Genomic DNA, 25,746 nt, shown 5'->3' on the forward strand with positions numbered 1-25,746 from the left:
GGTTTCTTTGAGAAATCAAGCGTGCGCCGCAGGCGCACTCAATCGGATTGCGCCTGATAGACTGCACCGACTTCGGATCGGATAATCCGCGCAATGACGCGACAGTCTTCAAGCGAAAACGTCAAAGGCACCCGCATATCCATGATGCCGGCCAGGATACGGTCACTCGCTGGCATCCGGGTGCTTTCCGCATAGCGCCAGCTGTCATAGCGCGAGGTAAAACCGGCCGGTTCCGCCCCGCCAAACCACTTCAACTCCACCCCTCGCGCGGCACAGCGGGCAATGACCTCTGCGATGCGGTCAGGGGGCCAGTCCAGCAGCAGAAACTGGATCGAAGACCCGACATAGGTCTCGGCCTCCGGGCGTTCGACAATCGTCAACCCGGGCGTTTGGCGCAAACCTGCCTCAACTTCTCTGTAACGTTCGTTCCAGCGCTGCACCTGACGGTCGAGATCCCGCAGTTGCGGGCGCAGAATCGCGGCCCGCAGATTATCCATGCGGCCAGAAACGTTAGGCGTGGTGTATTTGATGCGCTCGAAAACCTCCGGCCCGGGGGCGGCCAGATGCCGTTCATACAGCATGTAGGATCCTGACAGCATCGTGGCCTTGGCGGCCAGTTCCTCATCATTGGTGATCAGCAGCCCGCCTTCACCGGAATTGACATGCTTGTAGGTCTGACAGGAATAGCACCCGATGGCGCCCTGACGGCCCGACAATTGCCCCCGCCATGCCGCGCCCATCGTGTGGGCGCAGTCCTCGATCACCGTGACACCCGCCGCATCACACATCTGCATCAGCCGGTCCATGTCGCACAGATGTCCGCGCATATGGCTTAGCATCAGAACGCGTGCCTGACCCAACTTTCCTTCCAGATCGTCCAGATCGATCGTCAGGCTTTCCGTCACCCCGACAAACACCGGGCGGGCACCGACCGAGGCGATTGACCCCGGCACCGGAGCCAGCGTGAAGGCATTCGTCAGAACCGGATCACCCGGCTGAACCCCGACGGCCCGTAAGGCGGTCGCCAGCGCATACCCCCCCGAGGACACGGCGAGACAGTATTTCGCGCCGGTCTGCGCGGCAAATTCCTGTTCCAGCAACGCAGTCTCGCTCAGTTCCCCGGGCACCACGTTATAGCGATGCAGCCGACCGTGCCGGAGGACAGCCAGTGCGGCTTCGATTGCGTCTTCGGGGATGGGTTCCTGCTGCGTGAAGCTGCCAGAGAATGTTTCGGTCATGTGCCAGTTCTGATCCTGCAAAAGGTTCCGGTCAAGAGCTTACGCCGTCACGCCGATCAGGTCATTCACGACGTCGGGCAGATCATTGAAATGATGCAGCAGGGCGTCCGGTTCCAACGCGGCCATATCTTCGCCGGAAGGCCCGAACGTCACCAGGACCGACGGCACCCCGGCGGCGCGTGCCGTGTTGTGGTCGGTATCCGAGTCCCCAATCAGAACGCACTGGTCGGGGTGCCCGCCAGCACGGCGCGCGGCCTCGCGCAGGGGTTCAGGATCGGGCTTTCGCACCGCCAGCGTATCGGCCCCAACCAGCGAGGCGAAACGATCCCGCACCCCAAGACGCGTCAAAAGCAGATCGGCCAGAGCCTCGGGTTTGTTGGTGCAGATACCCACACCGTACCCTGTGGTTTTCAACGTATCGACTGCCTCAAGCGCGCCGGGGTAGAATTTGGTGTGGATGTCAATGGCTTCCGAATAGGCCTCGAGCAGAATTGGATAATACGCCAGCACTGTTGCCTCGTCATACGCTCCGACCCGTTTCAGCCCGTGGCTCAGCATCATGCGTCCGCCACGCAAGGCAACACCGGCGTCCTGTTCCCGCGTCAGAACATCGCCGTGCCCCATTTCACGAAAACAATGATTTGCCGCCGCCAGTAAATCGCCTGAAGTATCCGCCAAAGTGCCGTCCAGATCGAAGATCACCGTACGCATTTTGCCTCCTTGCTCGGCAGAAACCCGCCATGAGATGTTGCAAACGGCAATCTAGTTTGATGGGCGAACCGCTTGCGCCTTTGAAACCAGCGGATAAAACGGACGACAACAAAACACAAAGAGAAAACGATTTCATGACCACTGCCCTTGTCATCCTCGCCGCCGGAAAAGGCACCAGGATGAATTCGGAGATACCAAAAGTTCTGCATCCCATCGCGCAGGCCCCGATGCTGGTTCACGCCATGCGCGCAGGCGCAATTCTGTCCCCCGAACGCACTGTCATCGTCACCGGGCACGGGTCCGAGGCGGTCGCCAAAGCCGCGCGAGCCGAGGATGAAGACGTGCATATCGCCGTGCAGGAGGAGCAACTGGGCACCGCCCACGCGGTCGCGCAGGCACGCGGCGCGTTGGACGGGTTTTCCGGCGATATCGTGGTTCTGTATGGCGACACACCCTTTCTGCAACCGGACACTCTGGAACGGATGGTAGCCGCGCGGGCCGAGAACGATCTTGTCATTCTGGGGTTCGAGGCGGCCGATCCCGCCCGTTATGGCCGACTAGTCATGAAGGGCGACACACTGGAACGGATCGTTGAATTCAAGGACGCCTCCGAGGAGGAGCGCGCGATCACCTTCTGCAATTCGGGCCTTTTGGCCTGCGATGCTCAGACACTGTTCTCACTGATCGACGCGGTCGGGAATGGCAATGCATCCGGCGAGTACTACCTAACCGATGTTGTTGAAATCGCGGGAAGTCGCGGACTGAAAGTCACCGCTGTTGCCTGTGATGAGGCCCAGACACTGGGTGTCAATTCCCGCGCCGATCTGGCGGCGGCAGATGCCGTTTATCAAACCCGCGCTCGTGCAGAACTGATGGATCTGGGCGTCACGCTGATGGACCCGCAGACCGTGTACCTGGCTGCTGACACCGTGATCGGGCGCGATACCGTGATTGAACCAAATGTGGTTTTTGGCCCCGGCGTTACCGTGGAAAGCGGCGCAACGATCCGCGCCTTTTCGCATCTTGAAGGATGCCATGTCAGCCGCGGTGCCATCGTCGGCCCCTATGCCCGCCTGCGTCCGGGCACCGAATTGGCCGAAGATGCGCGGATCGGTAATTTCGTCGAAATCAAGAATGCCGAAATCGGTGAAGGTGCCAAGGTCAATCACCTCAGCTATGTCGGCGATGCCTCGGTCGGGGCCAGAACCAATATCGGCGCCGGAACCATCACCTGCAACTATGACGGCGTCATGAAGCACCGAACAACGATTGGTGACGATGTCTTCATCGGCTCCAACACTATGTTGGTGGCACCGGTCACGCTGGGCGACGGCGCAATGACGGCGACCGGCACGGTGGTCACTAGGAATGTCGATCCCGACGCACTGGCCGTGGCTCGTTCACGCCAGGAAAACAAACCGGGTTATGCGCGTAAATTGTTTGAAATGTTAAAGGCGAAGAAGGCTCGCCGCGACAAAGGAGCCTAAAATATGTGTGGTATTGTTGGCGTACTGGGACAGCACGAGGCCGCCCCGATTCTGGTCGAGGCGCTGAAGCGGCTGGAATATCGCGGTTATGACAGTGCGGGAATTGCAACGGTCAACAACGGCGCGCTGGGGCGTCGGCGGGCCGTGGGCAAGCTGGTCAACCTAAGCGATCTGCTGGTGCACGACCCATTGCCCGGAAAATCGGGTATCGGCCACACCCGCTGGGCCACGCATGGCGCGCCTTCGGTCACCAACGCCCACCCGCACAGGGCGGGCCCGGTGGCCGTTGTCCATAACGGCATCGTCGAAAACTACCGCGAATTGCGTGCTGAGCTGGCAGAAAACGGGATCGATTTCCAGACCGAAACCGATACTGAAACCGTCGCCCTGATGACCGAACACTACATGAAAACCGGTCTGAACGCGGTTCAAGCCGCCTTTAAAACGATCGACCGGCTGGAAGGTGCCTTTGCCCTGGCATTCCTGTTCGACGGAGAGGATGACCTGATCATTGCAGCCCGCAAAGGCTCTCCGCTGGCGATTGGTCATGGCGATGGCGAGATGTTCGTTGGCTCGGACGCCATTGCGCTGGCCCCGCTGACAGACAGGATCACATATCTCGAGGAAGGCGACCGCGCCGTCCTGACCCGCACGTCGCTGGAAATCCGCAATGAAAAGGGTGACCTAGCCAACCGGGAAACGCGCCGGATCAAACTGGATCACACCCGAACCGACAAGGGCGGGCACAAACATTATATGGCCAAGGAAATCGCCGAACAGCCGATCGTGGTGGCCGAGGCGATCCGGTCCTATCTGCCGACCGGTGGCGACCGGGTCGTGTTGCCCGATGCGGATCTGGATTTCACGAAACTGGATCGGTTGACCATGGTGGCCTGCGGCACAGCCTTCTATGCCTGCCTGACCGCAAAATACTGGTTCGAACAACTGGCCAAAATGCCGGTCGAAGTCGATATCGCCAGCGAGTTCCGCTACCGCGAGCCACCGATCACTGATCGCACACTGGCCCTGTTCGTCAGTCAGTCGGGCGAAACGGCGGACACATTGGCCGCGCTGCGCTATTGCGAGGGCAAGGCGGACAAGATCGTTTCGGTCGTCAATGTCCCCGAAAGCTCGATTGCCCGCGAAAGTGACATCGCCCTGCCGATCCACGCCGGCGTGGAAATCGGCGTGGCATCGACGAAGGCGTTCACGTGTCAGTTGAGCGTGTTGCTGATGCTTGCGCTCAAGGCTGCCGCCGACCGGGGCACGCTTAGCGACGAAGAACTGGCCGATCACGCCGCAGCTCTGCGCGGTCTGCCCACAATCCTGAACGCGGCGCTGGATCAAAGCCACGCCATCCGCAAATCCGCCCAGCGCCTGTCCGAGGCGCGCGACGTGTTGTTTCTGGGCCGGGGGCTGATGTATCCACTGGCCATGGAGGGGGCGCTGAAGCTCAAGGAAATCAGCTATATCCATGCGGAAGGTTATGCCTCGGGTGAATTGAAACACGGGCCCATCGCCCTGATCGACAAGCATATGCCGGTGGTTGTCATGGCCCCGCGCGACGCCGTTTTCGACAAGACGGTTTCGAACATGCAGGAGGTCATGGCACGCAAGGGCAAGGTCATTCTCATCTCGGACGATGACGGCATTACCGACGCGGAAGACGGCGTCTGGAACACGATCCGCATGCCGCATGTCCATACAAGCCTGGCGCCAATCCTGTATTCGGTGCCGGCCCAGTTGCTGGCCTATCACACCGCTGTCGCAAAGGGCACGGATGTGGATCAGCCGCGCAACCTGGCCAAATCCGTAACGGTGGAGTGAACCATGTCCAAACAATTCCCGGAACTGGACGACGCCCAACGCAAGTTCATCGAAGACCAGCACATGTTCTTCGTTGGCACCGCAGGGCCTGAAGGTCGCGTCAATATCTCGCCCAAGGGCATGGATTCATTGCGTGTTCTTGGGCCCAACCGGATCGTTTGGTTGAACCTAACCGGCAGTGGCAACGAAACCGCCGGTCATTTGCTGCAGACCAATCGCATGACGCTGATGTGGTGCTCCTTCACCACGCGCCCTCTGATCCTGCGCACCTATGGCACTGCACATACCCTGCACGTCGGCGACGATGGCTGGGACCAACTGGCCGCCCTGTTCCCCACTCATCGCAGCGCCCGGCAGATCTATGACCTCAGCCTCGACATGGTGCAGACGTCCTGTGGCTACGCGGTCCCGTTCATGGAATTCCAATCGGACCGCGACACGATGCAAAAGTGGGTCGACGGAAAATCCGACGAGGACATCCGTGCCTATTGGGTCGACAAGAACCACTCCACGATTGACGGCCACCCCACCCGTGCCCTGGATCAGAGCGGCGATGACGGGTAGCTATCTCAACCAGATCAAGGCTCATGCCGACCCAGAGCGCGCAGACCAAATGGCGGCCTATCACAAGGTCGAGCGTCCTTATCTGGGGGTCGCCAATCCGGTTTTGAACGACCTCACCAAGTCGTGGCGGCAAGAGCTGGATGTTTCTGATCGCGTAAAAGTGGCGGACGCTCTGTGGCAGAGCAACATTCACGAGGCCCGTCTTGCTGCCGCCAAGCTGCTGACGCAGGCCCGTATCCGGCCAGATCAGGCGGTCTGGGAACTGCTGCACAGCTGGTTGCCGGATTTTGACGCCTGGGCGGTGGCCGATCACGCCTGCATGGCAATGCAAAAGCGCCTTACAGCAGACCCCGAACGGCTGGATCAGGTGGAGCTCTGGACCACCTCAGATCACATGTGGACCCGCAGGGCTGCGCTGGTCGCCACCCTGCCTTGGACCAAGCAAAACCACCCCAAACCCGACGATCTGCAACGCCGCGACCGTATTCTGGGTTGGGCTGCGGGTTATGTTCCCGATCGTGACTGGTTCATTCAGAAATCTGTCGCCTGGTGGCTGCGCGAACTGTCCAAACACGATCCGTCCCGCGTCATTGCGTTTCTGTCCGCGCATGGCAGCCAGATGAAGCCCTTTGCCCGCCGCGAGGCCGGCAAATACCTGAAAGATCAGTTGGAATAAACCTCGAGCTCGACCAGAGCGTCGAGCGGCAACAAAAGTGCCCGCATTGCATCCAGCGACAGGCGGCTGCCCCCGCTTTCAGGTCCCGGCGCCGGGACCAGCGCAATATAGGCCTGTGCCCCCGTACTTGGGACCAGAACGCGCCCCGTAAACTCGGTCTCGACCAGAGGGGTTTCCATCCAGCGTCCCGGCGTCGTGGGATCACCCAGCGCTGCGACGGTCGTTCTGGCGCCGATCCAACCAGCCGCAGTGGCGGCAACAGGTTCCGGTTCGATCGCTTCCCCGGCAGTCGCAGCATCCGGTTCGGCAACGCCATCGCCACCGCCAAAGACCCGGTCCGTCGTTGACCGAACCGCGTCACATCCCGCCAGCAAAGCGCAAAACACCAAAACCGCATATCTCATGGCCACAACCTATCGATCTGTGCCCATCTATGCCAGCGCAAAGGAAACTTCACCCTTGTCGCGGGCAGGCCGCAGCTTTACCTATGTCGCATGACAGCTCCTCTTATCGACCCGTTTGCGCGCGCCATCACCTATCTCCGTGTTTCCGTCACGGATCGCTGCGATTTCCGCTGCGTCTATTGCATGTCCGAAAACATGACGTTCCTGCCCAAGAAGGACCTGCTGACTCTCGAGGAGCTGGATCGCATGTGTTCGACATTTGTCCGGCTGGGCGTCGAAAAGCTGCGCATAACCGGCGGGGAACCACTGGTGCGCCGTAACATCATGAGCTTTTTCAACGCCATGACCCGGCATCTGGACAGCGGCGCGCTGAAAGAGCTGACGCTGACAACCAACGGATCACAGCTAAACCGTTTTTCCGAGGATCTGTATGCCGCGGGCGTGCGCAGGATCAACGTGTCGCTGGATACGCTGGATGACGACAAATTCGCCCGCATCACCCGTTGGGGACGCCTGAAACAAGTGCTGAACGGCATTGATGCCGCACAAAAAGCCGGATTGCGGATCAAGATCAATGCCGTGGCTCTGAAAGGCTTCAACGAGGAAGAACTGCCGCGCATCACGCAATGGTGCGCTGAGCGTGACATGGACCTGACCTGGATCGAAGTAATGCCGATGGGCGACATCGGCAACGAAGATCGTCTGGATCAGTACTGGTCACTCAAGGATGTACGGGCCGAATATGAAAACCACTACCGGGTCACCGATCTGGCCGAGCGGACCGGCGGCCCAGCACGCTACGTCCGGCTCGAGGAAACGGGGCAGAAGATCGGCTTCATCACGCCGCTCAGCCACAATTTCTGCGAAAGCTGCAACCGCGTGCGGCTGACCTGCACGGGCGAGCTGTACATGTGCCTGGGCCAGGAAGACATGGCCGATCTGCGCGATCCGCTGCGGGATCATCCGGATACGGAACAACCGCTCGAAGACGCGATCCGCGCTGCGATCAACCTCAAACCCAAGGGGCATGATTTCGACTATTCCCGTCAGGCGGTAGATGGCCGGATGAGCCGCCACATGAGCCACACAGGCGGCTGACATGCCGCGCCGGAACGGCCAGACACTGCTTTATCGATTGTATTGCGGCCTGACCTCAATTGCCGCACCGCTTGTCTGGCGTACCGTGCGCAACAAGCTGCAGGCTGCAGGGGTTCCCCAGGCACGGCAACAGGAACGCCTCGGCCACGCAAGCCAGCCCCGTCCAGATGGCCGCCTGGTCTGGTTTCACGCCGCCAGCGTCGGAGAAAGCCTGTCCGTTCTCAGCCTGATCAATCGGCTGGCGGAAAAGCTGCCAGATGCGCATTTCCTGATCACATCCGGCACTCCGACCTCGGCGGCCCTTATCGAAAAGCGCCTTCCGCCCAGAACGCGCCACCAGTACCCGCCGCTGGACACCGGCGGCCCCGTCGGACGGTTTCTCGCCCATTGGAAGCCCGATGCCGGGATCTTCGTCGAAAGCGAAATCTGGCCGCACCTGATTGTCGAGGCCTCGCACCTGGGAACGCCGCTTGCCCTGCTCAATGCCCGACTGTCGGATAAATCAGTCGCTGGCTGGAAAAAGCGTCCGCGAACAGCACGGTTCATCCTTGAACAGTTTCGCTTGTTTTTGACTCAGAACGACAAGGCGGCGGCCAACCTGCTGGCCACGGGGGCCCAAGCTGATCGGGTCAAGCCCGGGACCAACCTCAAGTCGATGTCCGCCCCCCTGCCCGTGAACAAGGAAACGCTGACCAGCATCCGCAGCCAGATTGCCGGGCGGCCGGTCTGGATCGCCAGTTCCACCCATGCCGGAGAAGAGGAAATCGTGCTGGCGGCCCACGCGCAATTGCTGGAAAGCTGGCCCGACCTGCTACTCCTGCTGATCCCCCGCCATCCTGAACGGCGCGAAGATGTCGGTACATTGATCCAGCAGGCCGGCCTTTCCATGTCGCTGCGCTCTGCCGACATGCCAATCACGGCAGACACGCAGGTCTACGTCGCCGATACCCTCGGTGAAACCGGAACCTGGTATGCCTTGTGTCCGATCGTATTTTTGGGCGGCTCGCTTAAGGAAATCGGCGGTCACAATCCGTTTGAACCGGCACAGGCCGGCGCGGCCGTCATTACCGGGCCGGGGTATTTCAACTTTGCCGAAACATTTGCGCCTCTGATCGAAAGTGGCGGCACAATCGAGGTGCGGACAGCACAAGACCTTGCCACGGCCGTTACCACTTGGCTGAGCGACAAAGTGGCATTAGCGGAAGCCCAAAGCGCCGTCAAATCCTGCGTGAACACTCAAAAATCGGCGCTGGACGACGTCACAGATACACTCTGCAAGTATCTTTCTCTCACGTGATCGCCCGCGGGGTCCACGCTTCATCTGGCTAAAAATATCCCGGGGGAGGCGCGCCATGGGCGCGACGGGGGCAGTGCCCCCATCGCCTTTGCCGTCAGGCGGCCGGCATCCTTTGCTCGACAATCTCGGCCCACCAACTGCATCCTGCCGGAATGGCCTCATCATTGAAGTTGTATTGCGGGTGATGCACCATCGCCGTGTCGCCGTTGCCAACCAGAATATAAGCGCCCGGACGTTCTTCCAGCATAAAGGCAAAATCCTCGCCGCCCATGACCAGAGGCGCCTCCTCGCAAGCGCCTGAGACTGAACGCGCCACGTCCGCCGCAAAATCGGTCTGCTCGTCGCTGTTCACCATAACCGGATAGCCTCGGATATAGGTCACTTCAGCGGTCCCACCGTAAGTCGCGGCAACACCGTTGCAGATTTCGTTGATCCGGCGCTCAGCCAGATCCCGCATAGCATTGCTCATGGTGCGCACGGTTCCCTTGATCTGAACCGTCTGCGGAATCACGTTGAAAGCCTTGGAAGAGGTTTCGAACGAGGTTACGGATACCACGATCTGATCGACCGGATCGGCATTACGCGAAGCGATGGTCTGCAACGCCAAAACTGCATTGGCGGCCAGGACGGTCGTATCAACAGTTTCATGTGGTTTGGCCGCATGGCCGCCAAGGCCTTCGAACGTGATGTCGAACTGGTCAGTAGCTGCAAAGAACGCACCCGGACGGATCGCAAACGACCCTACAGGCTTACCCGGCCAGTTGTGCATTCCATAGACTTCCTGAATATTCCAGCGATCCATCATGCCATCTTCGCACATCTCGCGCCCGCCGCCGCCGCCTTCTTCGGCAGGTTGGAAGATGACCACAACCGTTCCATCGAAATTGCGGGTTTCAGCCAGATATTTTGCGGCCCCCAACAACATCGCCGTATGCCCGTCATGGCCACAGGCATGCATGGCACCCGGAGTTTTCGATGCATAGTCCAGACCGGTCGCCTCATGGATCGGCAGCGCATCCATATCCGCGCGCAGCCCGATGACCTTGCCTTTGGTATCCGACTTGCCCTTGATTACGCCGACAACGCCGGTTCGCCCGATGCCGGTTACAATCTCGTCACAGCCGAATTCCTTCAGCTTGTCGGCGACCACCGCGCTGGTGCGATGCGTTTCGAACAGTATTTCCGGATTTTCATGAAGATCCCGTCGCCAAGCGGTGATTTCTTCCTGCATCTCGGCAAGGCGGTTCTTGATAGGCATGTCATTCTCCCCTGTGTGTCATGCGACAGGCATTCGTCGTTCCACCACTTCCGCGTACCAACTGCAGCCCGCGGGTATGGCTTCGTCATCAAAGTTATATTCAGGATGGTGGCACATGGCGGTGTCCCCATTGCCAACAAAGATGTAGGCGCCCGGCCGTTCTTCAAGCATGTAGGCAAAATCTTCCGACGGCATGATCGGATCGACGCTATCATTCACCTTGCCGGCAACAGCTGCCGCAGCTTCGGCCGCATAGCCTGTTTCCGCATCGGTATTGACAGTCGCCGGGTACCCCGGCGTCCAGATCACTTTTGCCGTTGCACCAAAGGCCGAGGCCGTGTCCTCGGCGATCCGGCGCACCCGCTCTTCCGCGATGGCGCGATACTCGGGATCCAGCGTTCGCACCGTGCCTTGCAACCGCACCGTATGCGCGATCACGTTCGACGCAACGCTATCAGTCACGAAGGTGCCGACCGTCAGCACCACACGCTTGATCGGATCGACGGTGCGCGACACAACCGACTGCAAAGCCACGACAATATGAGATGCGACAAGTGTTGTATCCACCGCATCATGCGGCGCGGCGGCGTGCCCGCCCTTGCCCGTCACAACAATCTCGAACTCGTCGGACGAGGCCAGCAAGGCACCAGGTCGAATGGCGAACTCTCCCACCGGAAGACCCGGCATATTGTGCATGCCGTATACTTCCTGAATGCCCCATCGTTCCATCAGGCCATCCTGACACATCGCCAATCCGCCCGCGCCGCCTTCTTCGGCGGGCTGGAAAATCAGAACAACGGTGCCATCAAAATTCCGGGTCTCAGCCAGATACTGTGCCGCCCCCAGCAGCATCGAGGTATGGCCGTCATGCCCGCAGGCATGCATCTTACCCGGCACGGTCGAGGCATAGTCGAGCCCGGTTGCCTCTTCGATGGGCAGCGCATCCATATCGGCGCGCAGACCCACGACACGACCCTTCGTGTCGGTCCGCCCCCGGATCACGCCAACAACGCCTGTTTTACCGATACCGGGCGTAATCTCATCCACGCCAAACGCTTTCAGGCGCTCTGTTACAAAGGCGGCCGTTTCATGGACGTCATACATCAATTCTGGGTTGGCATGCAGGTGGCGGCGCCATTTGGTGATCTCGCCATGCATTTCGGCTAGCCTGTTTTTGACGGGCATTTTCATCCTCCTGTGACAAGAGTTTCAATATCGACCAAGTGGCCACAAATCTCAGGCCCCGAGCTTGTTTACCAGCCGCTCCATAAATCTGTGACCTTCATTGAACTGTGCAATCGTTATGAACTCGTTCGGCTGATGGGCCTGTGCAATATCGCCGGGGCCGCAAATAACCGCTGAATAGCCCGCTTCCTGAAACTGTCCCGCTTCAGTCCCGTAGCTGACAACATGCGAGGCATTGTCCCCCGTCAGGGATCGCACCAAGGCCTCGGCCTCTCCATCAGGTTCGGGCACCAGCGCCGGTACTGCAAAATCCTCGGCCACGTCGATGCGCGCTTCCGGGTGGACCTGCTGCATCCGGGCTTCGATCTGCCGCACCTGCTTCAGATAGTCCGTTCTCCAGTGCGATGCCTGTTCACCGGGCACCACTCGGAAATCCATCATGAACCGGCAGTCCTTGGCAGTGATATTGTGCGCCGTGCCCCCTTCGATCATCCCGACATGGCAGGTGGTCCAGGGCGGGTCGAATATCGCGGCGACATCACTCGGTTCGGCTGCCATATTCTCGGCATTACGATCGTTGGCCCAATCGATCAGCGGCGCCGCCGACATGATCGCGTTGACCCCGGTATGCATGATCGAGCTGTGGACCTCAAACCCGACAACATGTGTATCATACCCGAAGCTGCCCTTGTGGCCCGTGACGGCCTGCATCATCGACGGCTCGCCCACGATCACCGCGGATCCTTTGGGCAGAACCTCCTGCATGGCTTCGATCATCGGCGGGGCTCCGGTGCAGCCAACCTCCTCATCAAAGCTCAGCGCCAGTTGCAGAGGTCGTTTGAGATCCGCGTATTGCGCCTCGACCAATGCCCAGATGGCCAGTGCGTCAAAGCCCTTCATGTCGCAGGTTCCGCGTCCGAAATATTTGCCGTCTCTTTCAAAAACAGTGAAAGGGTCGCTGTCCCATGGCTGCCCGTCAACGGGCACGACATCGGTATGGCCGGACAGGACAACCGCCCCTTCCTGCCAGGGGCCAACATGGGCCAGCAGGGCGGCTTTGTGAGGCTGGTTCGGATCGGGCCAGCGATGCGACGTGATGCCGTGGCTGGCCAGGTAGGCTTCGACCCAGTCCACCAGAGGCAGGTTGGTCTCACGGCTCACCGTCGGGAACGAGATCAGGTGCGTCATGATCTCAAGCGGCGTCAGGCGGTGCGGCATGAGGATCAGTAACCGCTATCCGTGGTTAGGACGAAGTGACCCGGCTCGACCTCGCGGTATTCCGAAGGTTCGGGTTTATAGCCGATTGGATGAATTGGCGACGGGATCGGCTTGAAATTCAGATCCTTTTCCGATTTCCGCTGGTTCGGATCGGCAATCGGAACAGCCTTCATCAGCGCCTGAGTATAGGCGTGCTGCGGGTTCTCGAACACCCGGGCACGCGGGCCAAGTTCGACAATGCGGCCCAGATACATGACGCCGACATGGTGGCTGACCCGCTCGACCACGGCCATATCGTGGCTGATGAACAGATAGCTGAGGCCAAGTTCCGACTGAAGCTCCATCATCAGGTTCAGAACCTGCGCCTGGACCGATACGTCAAGCGCCGATACCGCCTCGTCCGCGACGATCAGTTTGGGGTTCAGCGCCAGCGCTCGGGCAATCGCGATCCGCTGCCGCTGACCACCCGACATCTCGTGCGGGAAACGACGCATGAAGCTGCGCGGCAACTGTACCTTGTCGAACAGTTGCGCCACACGGTCCTGCAACTCCGAGCCTGACGCGACACCGTAGTTGCGCATCGGTTCGGCCACCTGATCGATCAGCTGCATCTGCGGATTGAGCGAGGCGAACGGGTCCTGAAAGATCATCTGCATATCCAGCCGCGCTTTGCGCAGACCCGCAGAATCCAGTTTCATGATATCAAGGCCATCCAGATTGACCTCACCTGCCATCGGCTCGACCAGCCGCAGGATCGACCGACCCGCCGAAGATTTGCCGCACCCTGATTCGCCCACAAGGCTCAGCGTCTGGCCCTTGTTCAGGGTGAACGAAACGTCTTCGACCGCGTGCACATTGGAAATCGTGCGGCGCAGCAGCCCACCCTTGACGGGGAACCGGGTGGTCAGGTTCTTGACGGACAGCAGAACTTCTTCAGTGCCAGGGATTGGCGCGATGTTCTGCCCTTCGACACCCAGCAGCTTCATCGGTTCCGGGGCCGATTTTCCCTGCATTTCGCCCAGTTTCGGAACAGCGGCCAGCAGCGCCTTGGTGTAGTCGTGCTGCGGATTCTCAAAGATCTCCTTGACCGTGCCCTCTTCGACCTTGTTGCCGCGGAACATGACCACGACGCGGTCGGCCATCTGCGCCACAACCGCCATGTCATGCGTGATGAACATCACCGCCGTGCCGGTTTCCCGCTTGAGCCGGTCCATCAGCGCAAGAATCTCGGCCTGAATGGTCACATCCAGCGCTGTGGTGGGTTCATCCGCAATCAGCAGGCGCGGCTCGCAGGCCATGGCCATGGCGATCACCACCCGCTGGCGCATGCCGCCGGACAACTCGTGCGGGTATTGCTTCAGTCGCCGTTCGGGTTCTGGAATGCGGACCTGACGCAGCAGTTCCAGCGCGCGGTCCTCGGCCTGCGACTTGGACAGGTTCTTGTGGATCCGCAACCCTTCGGTCAACTGCCGGCCGACGGTAAAAACGGGGTTCAGCGCTGTCATCGGCTCTTGAAAGATCATTCCGATCTCGTTGCCGCGAATCTGTTTCATCAGATTCTGATCGGCCCCAGACAGGTCCATTTCGGTCTTGTCGCGCCGGTCAAACAGCAGTTGCCCACCCGCGATCTCACCGCCGCCGAATTCCACCAGCCGCATCAGCGACAAAGACGATACCGATTTCCCTGAACCCGATTCACCAACGATACATACGGTTTCGCCGGGATTGACCGAAAACGAGACATCTTCGACCCCGACCACCGGACCATCCTTGGTCTGAAATTCGACCCTGAGATTCTTGATCTGGGCAATAGGCTGATCCAGCACGCGCACGCTCCCCTTGGCGGCTTGTTATTTTTGAATGCCAAACGCTAAGGCGGCAGGAAGGGAAAAGTCAAACCCATTGCAGGTTTTCCTTAAGGCAAGGCTTGCAATTTTCCAAAACTCTGTTTCGATACGCCGCGTAACCGTTTTTGGGAGATGGCGGAATTCGCGAAGCGTGGCTTGCATACATGTTTCTTTTCAGCGCCTTACAATCCCACACGGCAACGCCAAACCCGCAGGCCTTGCGGAGATAATCGAGACACGAATGTGTCCAACATGGAGTGTATGATGAAAATCAAAACCCTTTTGCTTGGTGCGATTGCAAGCACGGCGATGGCCCCGATGGCCTTTGCCGAGCGCGGATCGGACGGCAATGTCAGCATCATTTACTGGCAGGCACCGTCGATCCTGAACCCGTTCCTTTCGGGTGGTACCAAGGATGTGGAATCGGCATCGCTGGTGATCGAACCGCTCGCCCGCTACGACCAGGACGGCAACATGGTGCCTTATCTGGCATCCGAAATTCCAACCGTTGAAAACGGCGGTGTCAGCGAAGATCTGACCTCGATCACCTGGAAAATCGCACCGGGAATCACCTGGTCGGATGGTAGTCCGTTTACTTCTGCCGACGTGAAATTCACCGCTGACTACTGCATGCACCCCGAAGGTGGCTGCGCGCAGGTGACCAAATTCGAAGGTGTCACATCGGTCGAAGCAGTGGACGACCTGACCGTAAAGGTCACGTTCGATGCACCGACCCCGTTCCCCTATGGTCCGTTTGTCGGCGGCGAAAGCCCGATCATTCAGGCCGCACAGTTTGCCGACTGCCTGGGCGCGAAAGCCCCCGAATGCACCGAGCAGAACTTTAACCCGATCGGCACCGGCCCGTTTGTCGTCACTGAGTTCAAGCCGAACGACGTGATCACCATGAAGGCCAACGACAACTACCGTGATCCGGCAAAACCTGCCTTTGCGACGCTGACTTTCAAAGGTGGCGGTGACGCAACTGCGGCGGGCCGCGCGGTGATGGAAACCGGCGAGTTTGACTATGCCTGGAACCTGCAGCTGGCACCCGAGGTGATCCAGCAGATGCAGGAAGGCGGCAAGGGCACTCCGGTCGCAGGCTTCGGCCCGCTGGTCGAGCGCATCATGCTGAACCAGACCAACCCGTCGCCCGATCTGCCGGAAGGCGAGCGTTCGACTGCTGCGCATCCGCACCCGTTCCTGCAGGATCCTGCGGTTTACAAGGCGATGTCTCTGGCAATCGACCGTCCGCTGCTGGTGGAAATCGGCTATGGCCAGGCCGGTCAGGTCACCTGTAACTGGGTTCCGGCCCCGGCTGCCGTGAATTCGGACACCTTTTCCTGTGACACGCAGGACATCGAAGGTGCGAAGAAACTGCTGGATGACGCGGGTATCGTAGACTCTGATGGCGACGGCGTGCGTGAAAAAGACGGCGTTCCGCTGAAGATCGTCTACCAGACCTCGACCAACGCCGTCCGTCAGGACTTCCAGGCGCTGATCAAGGAATGGTGGAGCCAGATCGGTATCGAAACCGAGCTGCGCAACATCAACGCGTCGGTCTTCTTCGGCGGTGACCCGGGTTCGCCCGACACCTTCCAGAAGTTCTATGCGGACGTTGAAATGTACGCCAACACCTTCAACGGCACCGACCCGCAGTCCTATCTGGGCAACGGCTTGTGCGACAAGGCTCCCAAGCCGGAATCGCAGTGGCAGGGTGAAAACATCAGCCGCTTCTGCAACGAAGAATTCGACAAGCTGCATGGTCAGCTGGCCGAAACCGCCGGTGCGGAAGAGCGTGCGAAAATCGCCCGTCGTCTGAACGACATCATGGTTGAAAACGGCGGTATGATCCCGCTGGTGCACCGTGGCCGTCTGTCGGCGCACGCAAACACCCTGGGTGGCGTGATCCTGAATGTTTGGGACAGCGAGCTGTGGAATGCAGCAGACTGGTACCGCAAGACCGGATCCTAAACATCAAGTTGCAAAGCTGCGCCCCGATCTGTATCGGGGCGCGGTCATTTGCACACCACTCCAACAAGAAGACGCACAATAAAGGCGCCTTTTGATGCTCAACTTCACCATCAGACGACTGATTCTGGCCGTTCCGACGCTCCTGTTCATCAGTCTCGTCATCTTCCTGCTGCTTGAACTCGCACCCGGCGATCCCATGGCGCAGGTTCCGCTTACCGTCCCCCCCGAAGTCAAAGAGAAGATGCGCGAGGCGCTTGGCCTCGGGCAGCCGATGCATATCCGGTTCTGGAAATGGATCGTGCAGTTCTTCTGGATTGAACCGCAGGTGCTGATCGACTCGATGTTCGGCACGACCTTCTCCGAAGGCGATCTGCGTGTGATTTCGTGGCAGACCCGCTCGCCCGTCATGGACATCGTCGTTCAGCGTATCCCGCAGACCCTGTGGGTCGTCGGCACCGCCTATGTGGTCGCCATCCTGATCGCGCTGCCCATCGGAATCTATTCCGCGTACCGCCAGTATTCCTGGTTCGATCAGATGGGCACATTCGTGTCGATGGTCGGCTTCTCGGTCCCGCCCTTCTTCTCGGGCGTGCTGGTGATCGTGATCTTCTCGGTCCAACTTGGCTGGTTCCCGTCAATCTATGACACAACACATGTGGTCGATAGCTGGGACAGTTTTGTCGTGCAGCTGAAGCAGATGATCATGCCTGTCATGGTTCTGGCGCTTCAGATCACCGCACAACTCAGCCGGTTCATGCGCGCCTCGATGCTGGATAACCTCAACCAGGACTACGTCCGCACCGCCCGCGCCAAGGGCCTCAGCGAATACACCGTCGTGATGGTCCACGTGCTGCGAAACTCGATGATTCCGGTTGTCACCGTGATTGCTCTGGGCATCCCGGCCATCTTCGGCGGCGCCATCATTACCGAGCAGGTCTTCAAGGTGAACGGCATCGGCCAGTTGCTGATCGGGGCCATTCAGGCCAATGACCTGCCGATGGTGCAGACCCTGACCTTCATCTTCGCCGTCCTGATCGTGCTGTTCAACCTGATCGCAGACGTCCTGTATGGCATTCTGGACCCGAGGATTCGCTATGACTGATCATGATCGCACGGATTCTCTGGTTCCGGACGAAGGGCTTGCCCCGGCCTCGACCGCCCTGCCAACGGCAGACGTGCTGGAGGAACTGGCCACCCCGCCCCGCAGCCAGTGGCGCGATGTCTGGGATCAGTTCAAGACCCACAAGGGCGCGATGATCGGGGCCATCCTGTTTATCTTCATCGTGGCCGGCGTCTACATTGGTCCTTATCTGTGGAGCATCGACCCGACACAGATCGACATCCGGTCCCGCAATCAGGGGCCAAGCTGGTCGCACCCGTTTGGAACAGACCAGTTGGGCCGTGACATTCTGGCCCGTATGATGTCAGGCGGGCAAACCTCGGTCTCTGTGGGCATCACCGCGATGTTGCTGGCGTTGTTCCTGGGATCTTTCATCGGCGTTCTGGCCGGGTTCTTCAAACGGCTGGACGGGCCGTTGATGCGCCTGACCGATCTGTTCCTGGCCCTGCCCCTGCTGCCATTGCTTCTGGTCATGATGCTGCTGTTCCGCGAACCGCTGTCGGCGGCATTCGGGCTGGAGCGCGGGATCTTCATTCTGATCGTCGCTGCAATCGGCGTCACGTCATGGATGCCGACCGCACGGATCGTGCGCGGAGATGTTTTGGCGATCAAGGAGCGGGAGTTCGTTCTGGCCGCACGCTCGATCGGGACAAGCAACGGACAGATCATCACACGGCACATCCTGCCCAATGTGCTGTCCCCGATCATGGTATCCGCCACGCTGGGCATCGCCACCGCGATCATCACCGAAAGCGCACTGTCCTTCCTGGGTCTGGGCTTCCCACCGGACTTCCCGACCTGGGGCCGTTTGCTGTTTGACGGTGTCGACTATCTGCAGCAATACCCTGAGCGCGTGTTCTGGCCCGGTCTTGCGATCTCGCTGACAGTGCTAAGCGTCAACTATCTGGGTGACGGTCTGCGCGACGCTCTGGACCCGCGTATTCGCGGACGTTGAACCAAGTCAGCCGGCGCGTTTCAGCGTGCCGGCCAACACGACGATCAGTACCGCCAGCGGTATCAGCACCGAAAACGCCATTCTCAGGCCAAACAATTCGGCCAGAAACCCGATCAATGGTGGCCCGATCAGCAACCCGCCATATCCAAGCGTTGCAACACTGGCAATTGCCTGTCCGGGGGGCACCAGCGGGTCATTCGCGGCGCGACTGAATGCCAGAGGCATGATGACGGCATAACCGATCCCCATCAAAGCAAAGCCGAACAAAGCCAGCGAGGTCGCCGCAGCGGATATCACGCAAAACACCCCGATGGCCGCACAGACACCACCGAACCTTGCAATGCTGACCGGCCCGAACCGGGCTATGAACACACCACCTGCCAGCCTGAGTGCAACCATGGCAACCGAAAACACCGCATAACCCAACGCTGCAACACCTTCGGTCGCTTCCGTGACATCTCGCAGGTAGACCGCGCTCCAGTCCGCGACCGCTCCCTCGCCCAACGCACCACACAGGGCCGTAACTCCAACAAGAACCAAAGCACCGGACGGCCATGCAAAAACGGCGCCGCCCGCGCTTTCCGACAGTTTTGACGTCCAGCGCACCCATGACAGGGCAAGCGCAAACCCTACGACAATCCCACCCGCCAGCAGGAAATGAGTGATCACGGTCAGCCCCATCTGGACCGCCATGTAACCGCTGAGCGCCCCCAGCCCGGCCCCAAGGCTCCACATTGCGTGAAACGAGGACATGAGGGGTTTATCGTAAGCCTGCTCTACCTCGGCCGCCCAGGCGTTCATCGCCACGTCCATCGACCCGTGGAATGCCCCAAAGATGAACAGAAACACAGCCAGCGCCCAGAAACCGCCTGCCAGAGCCAGAAGGATCAGCGAAAGCGTGTAGAGAACGGCAATCACACGCGTGATGACGACGGCTCCGAAACGGTCGGTCAGACGCCCCGTCACTGGAAATGAACACACCGCCCCTGCCGCCATGAACAGCAAGCCATAACCCAACGCCTCGTGCGTCAGCTCCAGCCTGTCACGCACCGCGGGAATGCGCGATGCCCAGATGCCGAACAAGGCACCGTTCAGGATGAACATGGCCGCGACGGCGCGCCATGCGACCATTATTCCGATCACGAAAAACCCCTCTTGCCGGGCAAACCTGCCAGCCCCGTTCTACAGGCCTGATGGATTTTCGCAAACGTGATCTAGGACAGCCGCTTGCGGATATGGCGAACACCGACCCAAACGCCTGCGACAACCGGCAATGTCACGGCGGCCGTCAGCATTCCCTTGCTGATGCCCGCGCTCGTCAGCGGATACAAAAGATAGCTGACCAAAGACACCGCATAATAGCTGATTGCAACAACCGACAAACCTTCTACCGTGTGCTGAAGTCGTAAGGCCAGATCCGCGCGCCGGTCCATGCTTTCCAACAGCGCCTGGTTCTGCGCACTTCGTTCCACATCCACCCGTGTCCGCAGCAGGTCGCCGGCGCGGATGGCACGGTCCGACAAGGCTTGCAGGCGGCGCTCGGCCGACTTCACGGTGCGCATTGCCGGGTCATAGCGGCGCATCATGAAATCGGCAAAGGACTGGCCGCCCTCGAACCGCTCCTCGCGCAGGATTTCGATCCGCTGGTTGACGATGGCTTCATAGGCGCCCGACGCTCCAAAGCGGAAAGAGGATTGGGCCGACAGGGTTTCCAGTTCGATCGACGTGGACAAAAGTTGCGGCAATAATTCATCCGGCTTGGACGAACTGACGGTCATCTGCCTCATCAATTCCGTCAGCTTCCCGTCCAGTTCGCCTATGCGCGGCATCAGTTGTTTCACCCGCGCAAAGCCCAGCATGGACATTGCCTTGTAGGTCTCGATTTCACACAGACGCTGAATGATACGGCCAGTCCGGCGCTGATTGGTCCCGTCACGGACAAAAACGGCAAAGCGCATATGCCCCGCCGGGTCGATGCGAAAATCGCTGGCGCAAATGGCGGCGTCATCCAAAACGCGGGCCACCGCCAGGCTTTCCGGTTCGAACCAATCCGCAAGCATCGGCTTCACGGAGTCATCATCCTTGCATTCCACCACCCGCAGCATCGCCGAGGTTACGCGCTGACCGGGGCTTGCCATCAGCCAGTCGGGCGGAAAAATTTCGAAGTCCGCCGGATTGAACGGGCGGTCACTGACATTCTGCGCAATGGCCGTATACGTTACGAATTCAGCGTGCTGCTCCCATTTGAGCCAGTGGCGTCCGATCTGCCCGGCATAATGCGTGGCCCCGGGCTGCGGATGCGGCGCTCCGTGGCGGTTCAGCAAATCCGTCAGATGCGCAATATCTTCATCACGATCCCGCGCTGCCGCCGCAACGGGCTTCTTGATGGCCAGAAACACCACCGTACAGGGCGTTTTCGCCACCGGAAACGGGCGCGCGTGCAATTCATTGGCCAGCGCATAGCGCAGCGGATGATCCTGGATGGGCGTCATTGTTAGCTCCCTGACTCCAGGCCACTATACCCCGCATTCAAAATACATCAATTATTGTTTTATTTCATAAGCTTACGTGAATACCACCGCATACAGTGGCGCTATCCTATTGATTTGGCTGCCAGAGCTCGATCGGATTGCCTTCAGGGTCGCAAATACGAGCGAACTTCCCGACCTCACTGTCCCACTCATCGCGGGTTTCGACCTGGATACCTGCTGCCTCAAGCTGAGCGATTAACGCTGCCAGATCATCGACGCGGAAGTTGATCATCCACTGTTGCTCTGACCGGCCGAAATATTCGGTCTCCTGATCGAATGGAGCAAACACCGTGTACCCCTCGCGCTGTTTCCAGGGGACAGGATCGTAGTGATTGACCCCCAGATGTGTCTCGTACCAGGCGGACAACGCTTTCGGATTACGCGCGCGGAAAAACACGCCGCCGATGCCGTTCACCTTTTCCATCAACGCCCTCCTGTCAACAACCTGTCCTGCCCAGCCTAGCACGCCCCGCTTGCTTCATCTGGCCAAAAATATCCTGGAGGTCAGGAGGCAAAGCCTCCTGCATATCAAAAAAAGAAAAGGGCGCCGTCTGGCGCCCTTTGCAATATTGTTCAGCCTGCCGATCAGTCGATCATGGGCAGCAGCTTGTCCAGGCTCGCCTTGGCGTCGCCATAGAACATGCGGGTGTTTTCCTTGAAGAACAGCGGGTTTTCGATGCCCGAATAGCCAGTACCCTGACCACGCTTGGACACGAACACCTGCTTGGCCTTCCAGCATTCCAGAACCGGCATGCCGGCAATGGGACTGTTGGGGTCTTCCTGCGCCGCAGGGTTCACAATGTCGTTCGAACCGATGACGATGGCGACATCCGTGTCGGGGAAGTCCTCGTTGATCTCATCCATTTCAAGAACGATGTCATACGGCACTTTCGCTTCGGCCAGCAGAACGTTCATATGGCCCGGCAGACGACCGGCTACGGGGTGGATCGCAAAACGCACCTCTTTGCCCTTGGCGCGCAGCTTGCGGACCAGCTCAGAAACGGACTGCTGCGCCTGCGCGACGGCCATACCGTAGCCCGGGATGATGATCACGCTGTCAGCGTCGTTCAGCGCGGCCGCAACTCCATCTGCGTCGATCGCCACCTGCTCGCCCTCGACCGCCATCTGCTCGCCCTGCGGGCCACCGAAGCCGCCCAGGATCACGCTGACAAAGTGACGGTTCATCGCCTTACACATGATGTAGGACAGGATCGCACCGGACGAGCCCACCAGCGCGCCGACCACGATCAGCAGGTCGTTGCCCAGCGAGAAGCCGATCGCCGCAGCGGCCCAGCCCGAGTAGCTGTTCAGCATCGACACAACCACCGGCATGTCAGCGCCTCCGATACCCATGATCAGGTGGTAACCGATAAACAGCGCCGCCAGCGTCATCAGGATCAGCGGGAACAGGCCACCCGACGAGGTGTACCAGATCAGGCAGATCAGCGAGAGACCGGCAGCCGCCGCGTTCAGCGCGTGACCGCCGGGCAGTTTGGTTGCGGCGCTCGTCACCTTACCCGCCAGCTTGCCATAGGCGACAACCGAACCGGTAAAGGTAATCGCACCGATGAAGATGCCGAGGTACAATTCGACATGCAGGATTGCCAGTTCCGCCGCGGTCTTCTTGGCGATCAGCTTAGCAAATGCGCCCAGATCGGAAAGATCCGCCTGAGACGCACTGTCGGCAATCGCCATGACCTGCGCCACGTTACCGATTTCGAAATGAGCGTTGAAGCCGACGAACACAGCCGCCAGACCCACCAGCGAGTGCATAGCTGCGACAAGCTGCGGCATCTCGGTCATCTGCACGCGCTGCGCCACGTATTGGCCGATGAAACCGCCGCCGGCGATCAGCAGCAGCGACAGCAGCCACAGTCCCGAACCGGGACCAACCAGCGTGGCGAAGACCGCCAGCGCCATACCGACGATGCCATACCAGACCGCGCGCTTGGCGCTTTCCTGGTTCGACAGACCGCCGAGCGAAAGGATGAACAGAACAGCCGCAACAACATAGGCAGCAGTAGTGAAGCCAAATTCCATGTGCCCGGCCTCCTTAAGATTTCTGGAACATGGCAAGCATGCGCCGGGTTACGAGGAAGCCACCGAAGATGTTGATCCCGGCCATGAAGACGGACAGCGCCGCCAGCAGGATGACCAGGAAGGACCCCGACCCAATCTGCATCAAGGCCCCAACGATGATGATCGACGAGATCGCGTTGGTGATCGCCATCAGCGGGGTGTGCAGGCTGTGCGAAACGTTCCAGATCACCTGGAAGCCCACAAAGATCGCCAGCACAAAGACGATGAAGTGCTGCATGAAACTGGCCGGAGCGATCAGCCCCACCAGCAACATCAGCGCGCCGCCCACACCCAGCAGGGTAAACTGCTGCTTGGTCTGCGCCTTGAAGGCCGCAATCTCCTGCGCCTTCTTCTCTTCCGGGGTCAGTTCCTTGACTTCCGGTTTCTTCTGCGCCGCAATCGCCTGCACTTTGGGCGGCGGCGGCGGGAAGGTAATCTCGCCCTCGAATGTCACAGTCGAGCCGCGGATCACGTCATCTTCCATGTCATGATTAATCTGACCGTCCTTTTCGGGCGTCAGGTCGGTCATCATGTGACGGATGTTGGTCGCATACAAAGACGAGGACTGTGCTGCCATCCGGCTGGGGAAGTCGGTGTAGCCGATGATGGTCACGCCATTGTCGGTCACGATCTTCTCGTCCGCCACGGTCAGCTTGCAGTTGCCGCCCTTTTCCGCCGCCAGATCGACGATCACCGAGCCGGGCTTCATGCTTTCAACCATGTCCTTGGTCCAAAGCTCGGGCGCTTCGCGGTTCGGGATCAGCGCCGTGGTGATGACGATGTCCATCTCGGGCGCAAGTTCGCGGAACTTGGCCAGCTGCGCGTTGCGGAACTCTTCGGACTGGACCGAGGCATAGCCACCGGTGGCCGCGCCGTCCTGCTGGTCTTCTTCAAAGTCCAGATAGACGAATTCAGCACCCATGGACTCGACCTGCTCGGCCACTTCCGGGCGCACGTCGAACGCATAGGTGATCGCGCCCAGCGAGGTCGAGGTCCCGATGGCCGCCAGACCGGCCACACCGGCGCCAACGATCAGCACCTTTGCAGGCGGCACTTTACCCGCCGCCGTCACCTGACCGGTGAAAAAGCGACCAAAGTTGTTGCCCGCCTCGATCACGGCGCGGTAACCCGCGATATTGGCCATCGACGATAGTGCGTCCATCTTCTGCGCGCGCGAAATACGCGGCACCATTTCCATGGCGATCACGTTTGCGCCCTTGGATTTGGCCAGTTCCATGCCTTCTTCGTTGCCCGCAGGGTTGAAGAACGAGATCAGCGTCTTGCCCTTGGTCAGCCGCTTCAATTCCACATCGGTCGGTTGGCGCACCTTGGCGACAATATCGGCCGCCTTCCAAAGCGCCGCCGCGGTCTTGACCACCTCGACACCCGCAGCCTCATAGGCCGCATCCGAGAACCCGGCAGCGGCACCCGCGCCCTTCTCGATCAGGCACTCATAGCCCAGCTTCTGCAATTGCACGGCAGAGTCCGGCGTCATCGCAACCCGGTTCTCTCCGTCCAGTCTTTCCTTCGGTGTGCCTATTTTCACCGGTGCTATCCCCCTAATTTTGACTCAATCTGAGCAGGTGGTCGGTATTGTTTGATAAGCAAACATGTATCCTGCGCAACATTATTTCGCAAGCGCAGCATTTTTGACGTTGGATCATCGCCGCAACCCACTCATATCCACCGCCGTGTTTCCCGTTCATAGCGGGCAAAATCGGCGCGGAATGTCCGGCGCAGACGGTCTTCTTCCGGCAGGATAAAACGGCGTTCCAGGACCCAGACAAAGACCGGCACCAAAACCAGCGAAAGCACTGCATCAAAACGCAGAATCAGACCGGCCAGGATCAGAACATCCCCCAGATAAATCGGATTGCGGCTGCGCTTGTAGATGCCCGATCGCACCATCGCGGTTGGTGTTTCGTGCGGAATAACGGTGGTTTTGTGGCGGCGGAATTCGACGATGGCCAACACGGCCAGAAGAATGCCCCCTCCGATCAGGATGCCACTCAAAAGATCGGTCAGGCCGCTTTCCAGCGACAGATCCAACGACAGATGACGTCCCTGCAGCCACGCGAGCACGGCGAATCCCAAAAGCCAGACGGGTGGTACATCAATCCGTTGCACGCACATTTCCTGTGATTGACGACACGCGCGATCATGTCGCTTCTGAACGACGTCCTACCGCTTTCGGGCCAAAATGGCAAAGCTCAGGATGTCGCATCGATGGACAGGCGGTTTCCGATCAGATAGGCCCGGGGAAACACTGATCCGAAGCAC

At 59.6% G+C, this 25,746-nt stretch carries 22 protein-coding genes; 9 read left to right on the forward strand and 13 right to left on the reverse strand.

Annotated elements, in window-relative coordinates; genetic code table 11:
• Positions 1–38: 38 nt before the first annotated feature.
• Both ACR0J8_RS12235 and ACR0J8_RS12240 read right to left on the reverse strand, forming a co-directional pair.
• Positions 39–1,238 carry a DegT/DnrJ/EryC1/StrS family aminotransferase gene (locus ACR0J8_RS12235; RefSeq protein WP_480890424.1) on the reverse strand — a complete coding sequence of 400 codons (1,200 nt, stop codon included), beginning with the start codon at positions 1,236–1,238 and terminating at the stop codon, positions 39–41.
• Between the two features lie 39 nt (positions 1,239–1,277).
• Positions 1,278–1,949, reverse strand: a complete 672-nt coding sequence (locus tag ACR0J8_RS12240) for an HAD-IA family hydrolase (protein WP_480890427.1) — start codon at positions 1,947–1,949, stop codon at positions 1,278–1,280.
• Positions 1,950–2,083: 134 nt separating this feature from the next.
• Between ACR0J8_RS12240 and glmU the strand changes: the two genes are divergently transcribed.
• Genes glmU through ACR0J8_RS12260 form a run of 4 tightly spaced genes read left to right on the forward strand, consistent with a single transcriptional unit; the run spans position 2,084 to position 6,503 of the window.
• Positions 2,084–3,436, forward strand: coding sequence for a bifunctional UDP-N-acetylglucosamine diphosphorylase/glucosamine-1-phosphate N-acetyltransferase GlmU (glmU, locus tag ACR0J8_RS12245; RefSeq protein ID WP_480525210.1), 1,353 nt, complete (start codon positions 2,084–2,086; stop codon positions 3,434–3,436).
• 3 nt (positions 3,437–3,439) lie between these two features.
• Positions 3,440–5,263: a glutamine--fructose-6-phosphate transaminase (isomerizing) gene (gene glmS, locus ACR0J8_RS12250; RefSeq protein ID WP_480525208.1), complete on the forward strand. Its 1,824-nt coding sequence runs from the start codon at positions 3,440–3,442 to the stop codon at positions 5,261–5,263.
• 3 nt (positions 5,264–5,266) lie between these two features.
• The gene (locus ACR0J8_RS12255) at positions 5,267–5,827 is read left to right on the forward strand and encodes a pyridoxamine 5'-phosphate oxidase family protein (protein ID WP_480890432.1); all 561 of its coding nucleotides are present in this window, start codon (positions 5,267–5,269) and stop codon (positions 5,825–5,827) included.
• Complete coding sequence (locus ACR0J8_RS12260; protein WP_480890435.1) at positions 5,817–6,503, forward strand: DNA alkylation repair protein; 687 nt, start codon at positions 5,817–5,819, stop codon at positions 6,501–6,503. The genes ACR0J8_RS12255 and ACR0J8_RS12260 overlap by 11 nt, the downstream gene beginning before the upstream one ends.
• Here the strand turns inward: ACR0J8_RS12260 and ACR0J8_RS12265 are convergent.
• Complete coding sequence (locus ACR0J8_RS12265) at positions 6,491–6,907, reverse strand: hypothetical protein (RefSeq protein ID WP_170806565.1); 417 nt, start codon at positions 6,905–6,907, stop codon at positions 6,491–6,493. The two genes, ACR0J8_RS12260 and ACR0J8_RS12265, sit on opposite strands and share 13 nt — an antisense overlap.
• 90 nt (positions 6,908–6,997) lie before the next feature.
• Here ACR0J8_RS12265 and moaA point away from each other — a divergent pair, with 90 nt between their 5' ends.
• Entirely contained in the window at positions 6,998–8,005 is a 1,008-nt protein-coding gene (gene moaA / locus ACR0J8_RS12270; protein ID WP_170806566.1) for a GTP 3',8-cyclase MoaA, read from the forward strand.
• 1 nt (position 8,006) lies between these two features.
• A complete protein-coding gene (locus ACR0J8_RS12275; protein ID WP_480890438.1) occupies positions 8,007–9,302 on the forward strand; it encodes a 3-deoxy-D-manno-octulosonic acid transferase in 1,296 nt (431 codons plus the stop codon).
• 94 nt (positions 9,303–9,396) lie between these two features.
• Here ACR0J8_RS12275 and ACR0J8_RS12280 read toward each other — a convergent pair whose 3' ends face one another.
• Genes ACR0J8_RS12280 through ACR0J8_RS12295 form a run of 4 tightly spaced genes read right to left on the reverse strand, consistent with a single transcriptional unit; the run spans position 9,397 to position 14,789 of the window.
• Positions 9,397–10,560: a M20 aminoacylase family protein gene (locus tag ACR0J8_RS12280; RefSeq protein WP_480890441.1), complete on the reverse strand. Its 1,164-nt coding sequence runs from the start codon at positions 10,558–10,560 to the stop codon at positions 9,397–9,399.
• 18 nt (positions 10,561–10,578) lie between these two features.
• On the reverse strand, positions 10,579–11,745 hold the full coding sequence (locus tag ACR0J8_RS12285) for a M20 aminoacylase family protein (protein WP_480525197.1): 1,167 nt from the start codon (positions 11,743–11,745) through the stop codon (positions 10,579–10,581).
• A gap of 51 nt (positions 11,746–11,796) precedes the next feature.
• Complete coding sequence (gene argE, locus ACR0J8_RS12290; RefSeq protein WP_480525196.1) at positions 11,797–12,963, reverse strand: acetylornithine deacetylase; 1,167 nt, start codon at positions 12,961–12,963, stop codon at positions 11,797–11,799.
• Between the two features lie 5 nt (positions 12,964–12,968).
• Positions 12,969–14,789, reverse strand: coding sequence for an ABC transporter ATP-binding protein (locus ACR0J8_RS12295; protein ID WP_170806571.1), 1,821 nt, complete (start codon positions 14,787–14,789; stop codon positions 12,969–12,971).
• Between the two features lie 285 nt (positions 14,790–15,074).
• Here ACR0J8_RS12295 and ACR0J8_RS12300 point away from each other — a divergent pair, with 285 nt between their 5' ends.
• From ACR0J8_RS12300 to ACR0J8_RS12310, 3 genes are all read left to right on the forward strand, one after another.
• Complete coding sequence (locus ACR0J8_RS12300; protein ID WP_170615308.1) at positions 15,075–16,781, forward strand: peptide ABC transporter substrate-binding protein; 1,707 nt, start codon at positions 15,075–15,077, stop codon at positions 16,779–16,781.
• 94 nt (positions 16,782–16,875) lie between these two features.
• Complete coding sequence (locus ACR0J8_RS12305) at positions 16,876–17,883, forward strand: ABC transporter permease (RefSeq protein WP_170615306.1); 1,008 nt, start codon at positions 16,876–16,878, stop codon at positions 17,881–17,883.
• On the forward strand, positions 17,876–18,856 hold the full coding sequence (locus ACR0J8_RS12310; protein ID WP_170806572.1) for an ABC transporter permease: 981 nt from the start codon (positions 17,876–17,878) through the stop codon (positions 18,854–18,856). Before ACR0J8_RS12305 ends, ACR0J8_RS12310 begins: the two co-directional genes overlap by 8 nt.
• Before the next feature lie 6 nt (positions 18,857–18,862).
• On the opposite strand, the gene ACR0J8_RS12315 is transcribed toward ACR0J8_RS12310, so the two are convergent.
• The 6 genes from ACR0J8_RS12315 to ACR0J8_RS12340 form a co-directional block, all read right to left on the reverse strand.
• Positions 18,863–19,987, reverse strand: a complete 1,125-nt coding sequence (locus tag ACR0J8_RS12315) for an MFS transporter (RefSeq protein WP_480890445.1) — start codon at positions 19,985–19,987, stop codon at positions 18,863–18,865.
• A gap of 83 nt (positions 19,988–20,070) precedes the next feature.
• The gene (locus ACR0J8_RS12320) at positions 20,071–21,348 is read right to left on the reverse strand and encodes a DUF3422 family protein (protein WP_480525191.1); all 1,278 of its coding nucleotides are present in this window, start codon (positions 21,346–21,348) and stop codon (positions 20,071–20,073) included.
• A gap of 106 nt (positions 21,349–21,454) precedes the next feature.
• Complete coding sequence (locus ACR0J8_RS12325) at positions 21,455–21,811, reverse strand: VOC family protein (RefSeq protein ID WP_480525189.1); 357 nt, start codon at positions 21,809–21,811, stop codon at positions 21,455–21,457.
• A gap of 161 nt (positions 21,812–21,972) precedes the next feature.
• Positions 21,973–23,427 (reverse strand): NAD(P)(+) transhydrogenase (Re/Si-specific) subunit beta, encoded by a 1,455-nt coding sequence (locus ACR0J8_RS12330; RefSeq protein WP_480525187.1) that lies wholly within the window; start codon positions 23,425–23,427, stop codon positions 21,973–21,975.
• Between the two features lie 13 nt (positions 23,428–23,440).
• The gene (locus ACR0J8_RS12335; protein WP_170615301.1) at positions 23,441–25,012 is read right to left on the reverse strand and encodes a Re/Si-specific NAD(P)(+) transhydrogenase subunit alpha; all 1,572 of its coding nucleotides are present in this window, start codon (positions 25,010–25,012) and stop codon (positions 23,441–23,443) included.
• A 131-nt stretch (positions 25,013–25,143) separates the two neighbouring features.
• Positions 25,144–25,593, reverse strand: coding sequence for an isoprenylcysteine carboxylmethyltransferase family protein (locus ACR0J8_RS12340; RefSeq protein ID WP_321254091.1), 450 nt, complete (start codon positions 25,591–25,593; stop codon positions 25,144–25,146).
• Positions 25,594–25,746 lie beyond the last annotated feature (153 nt).

It is taken from the genome of Ruegeria sp. N11 (genome assembly GCF_056531525.1).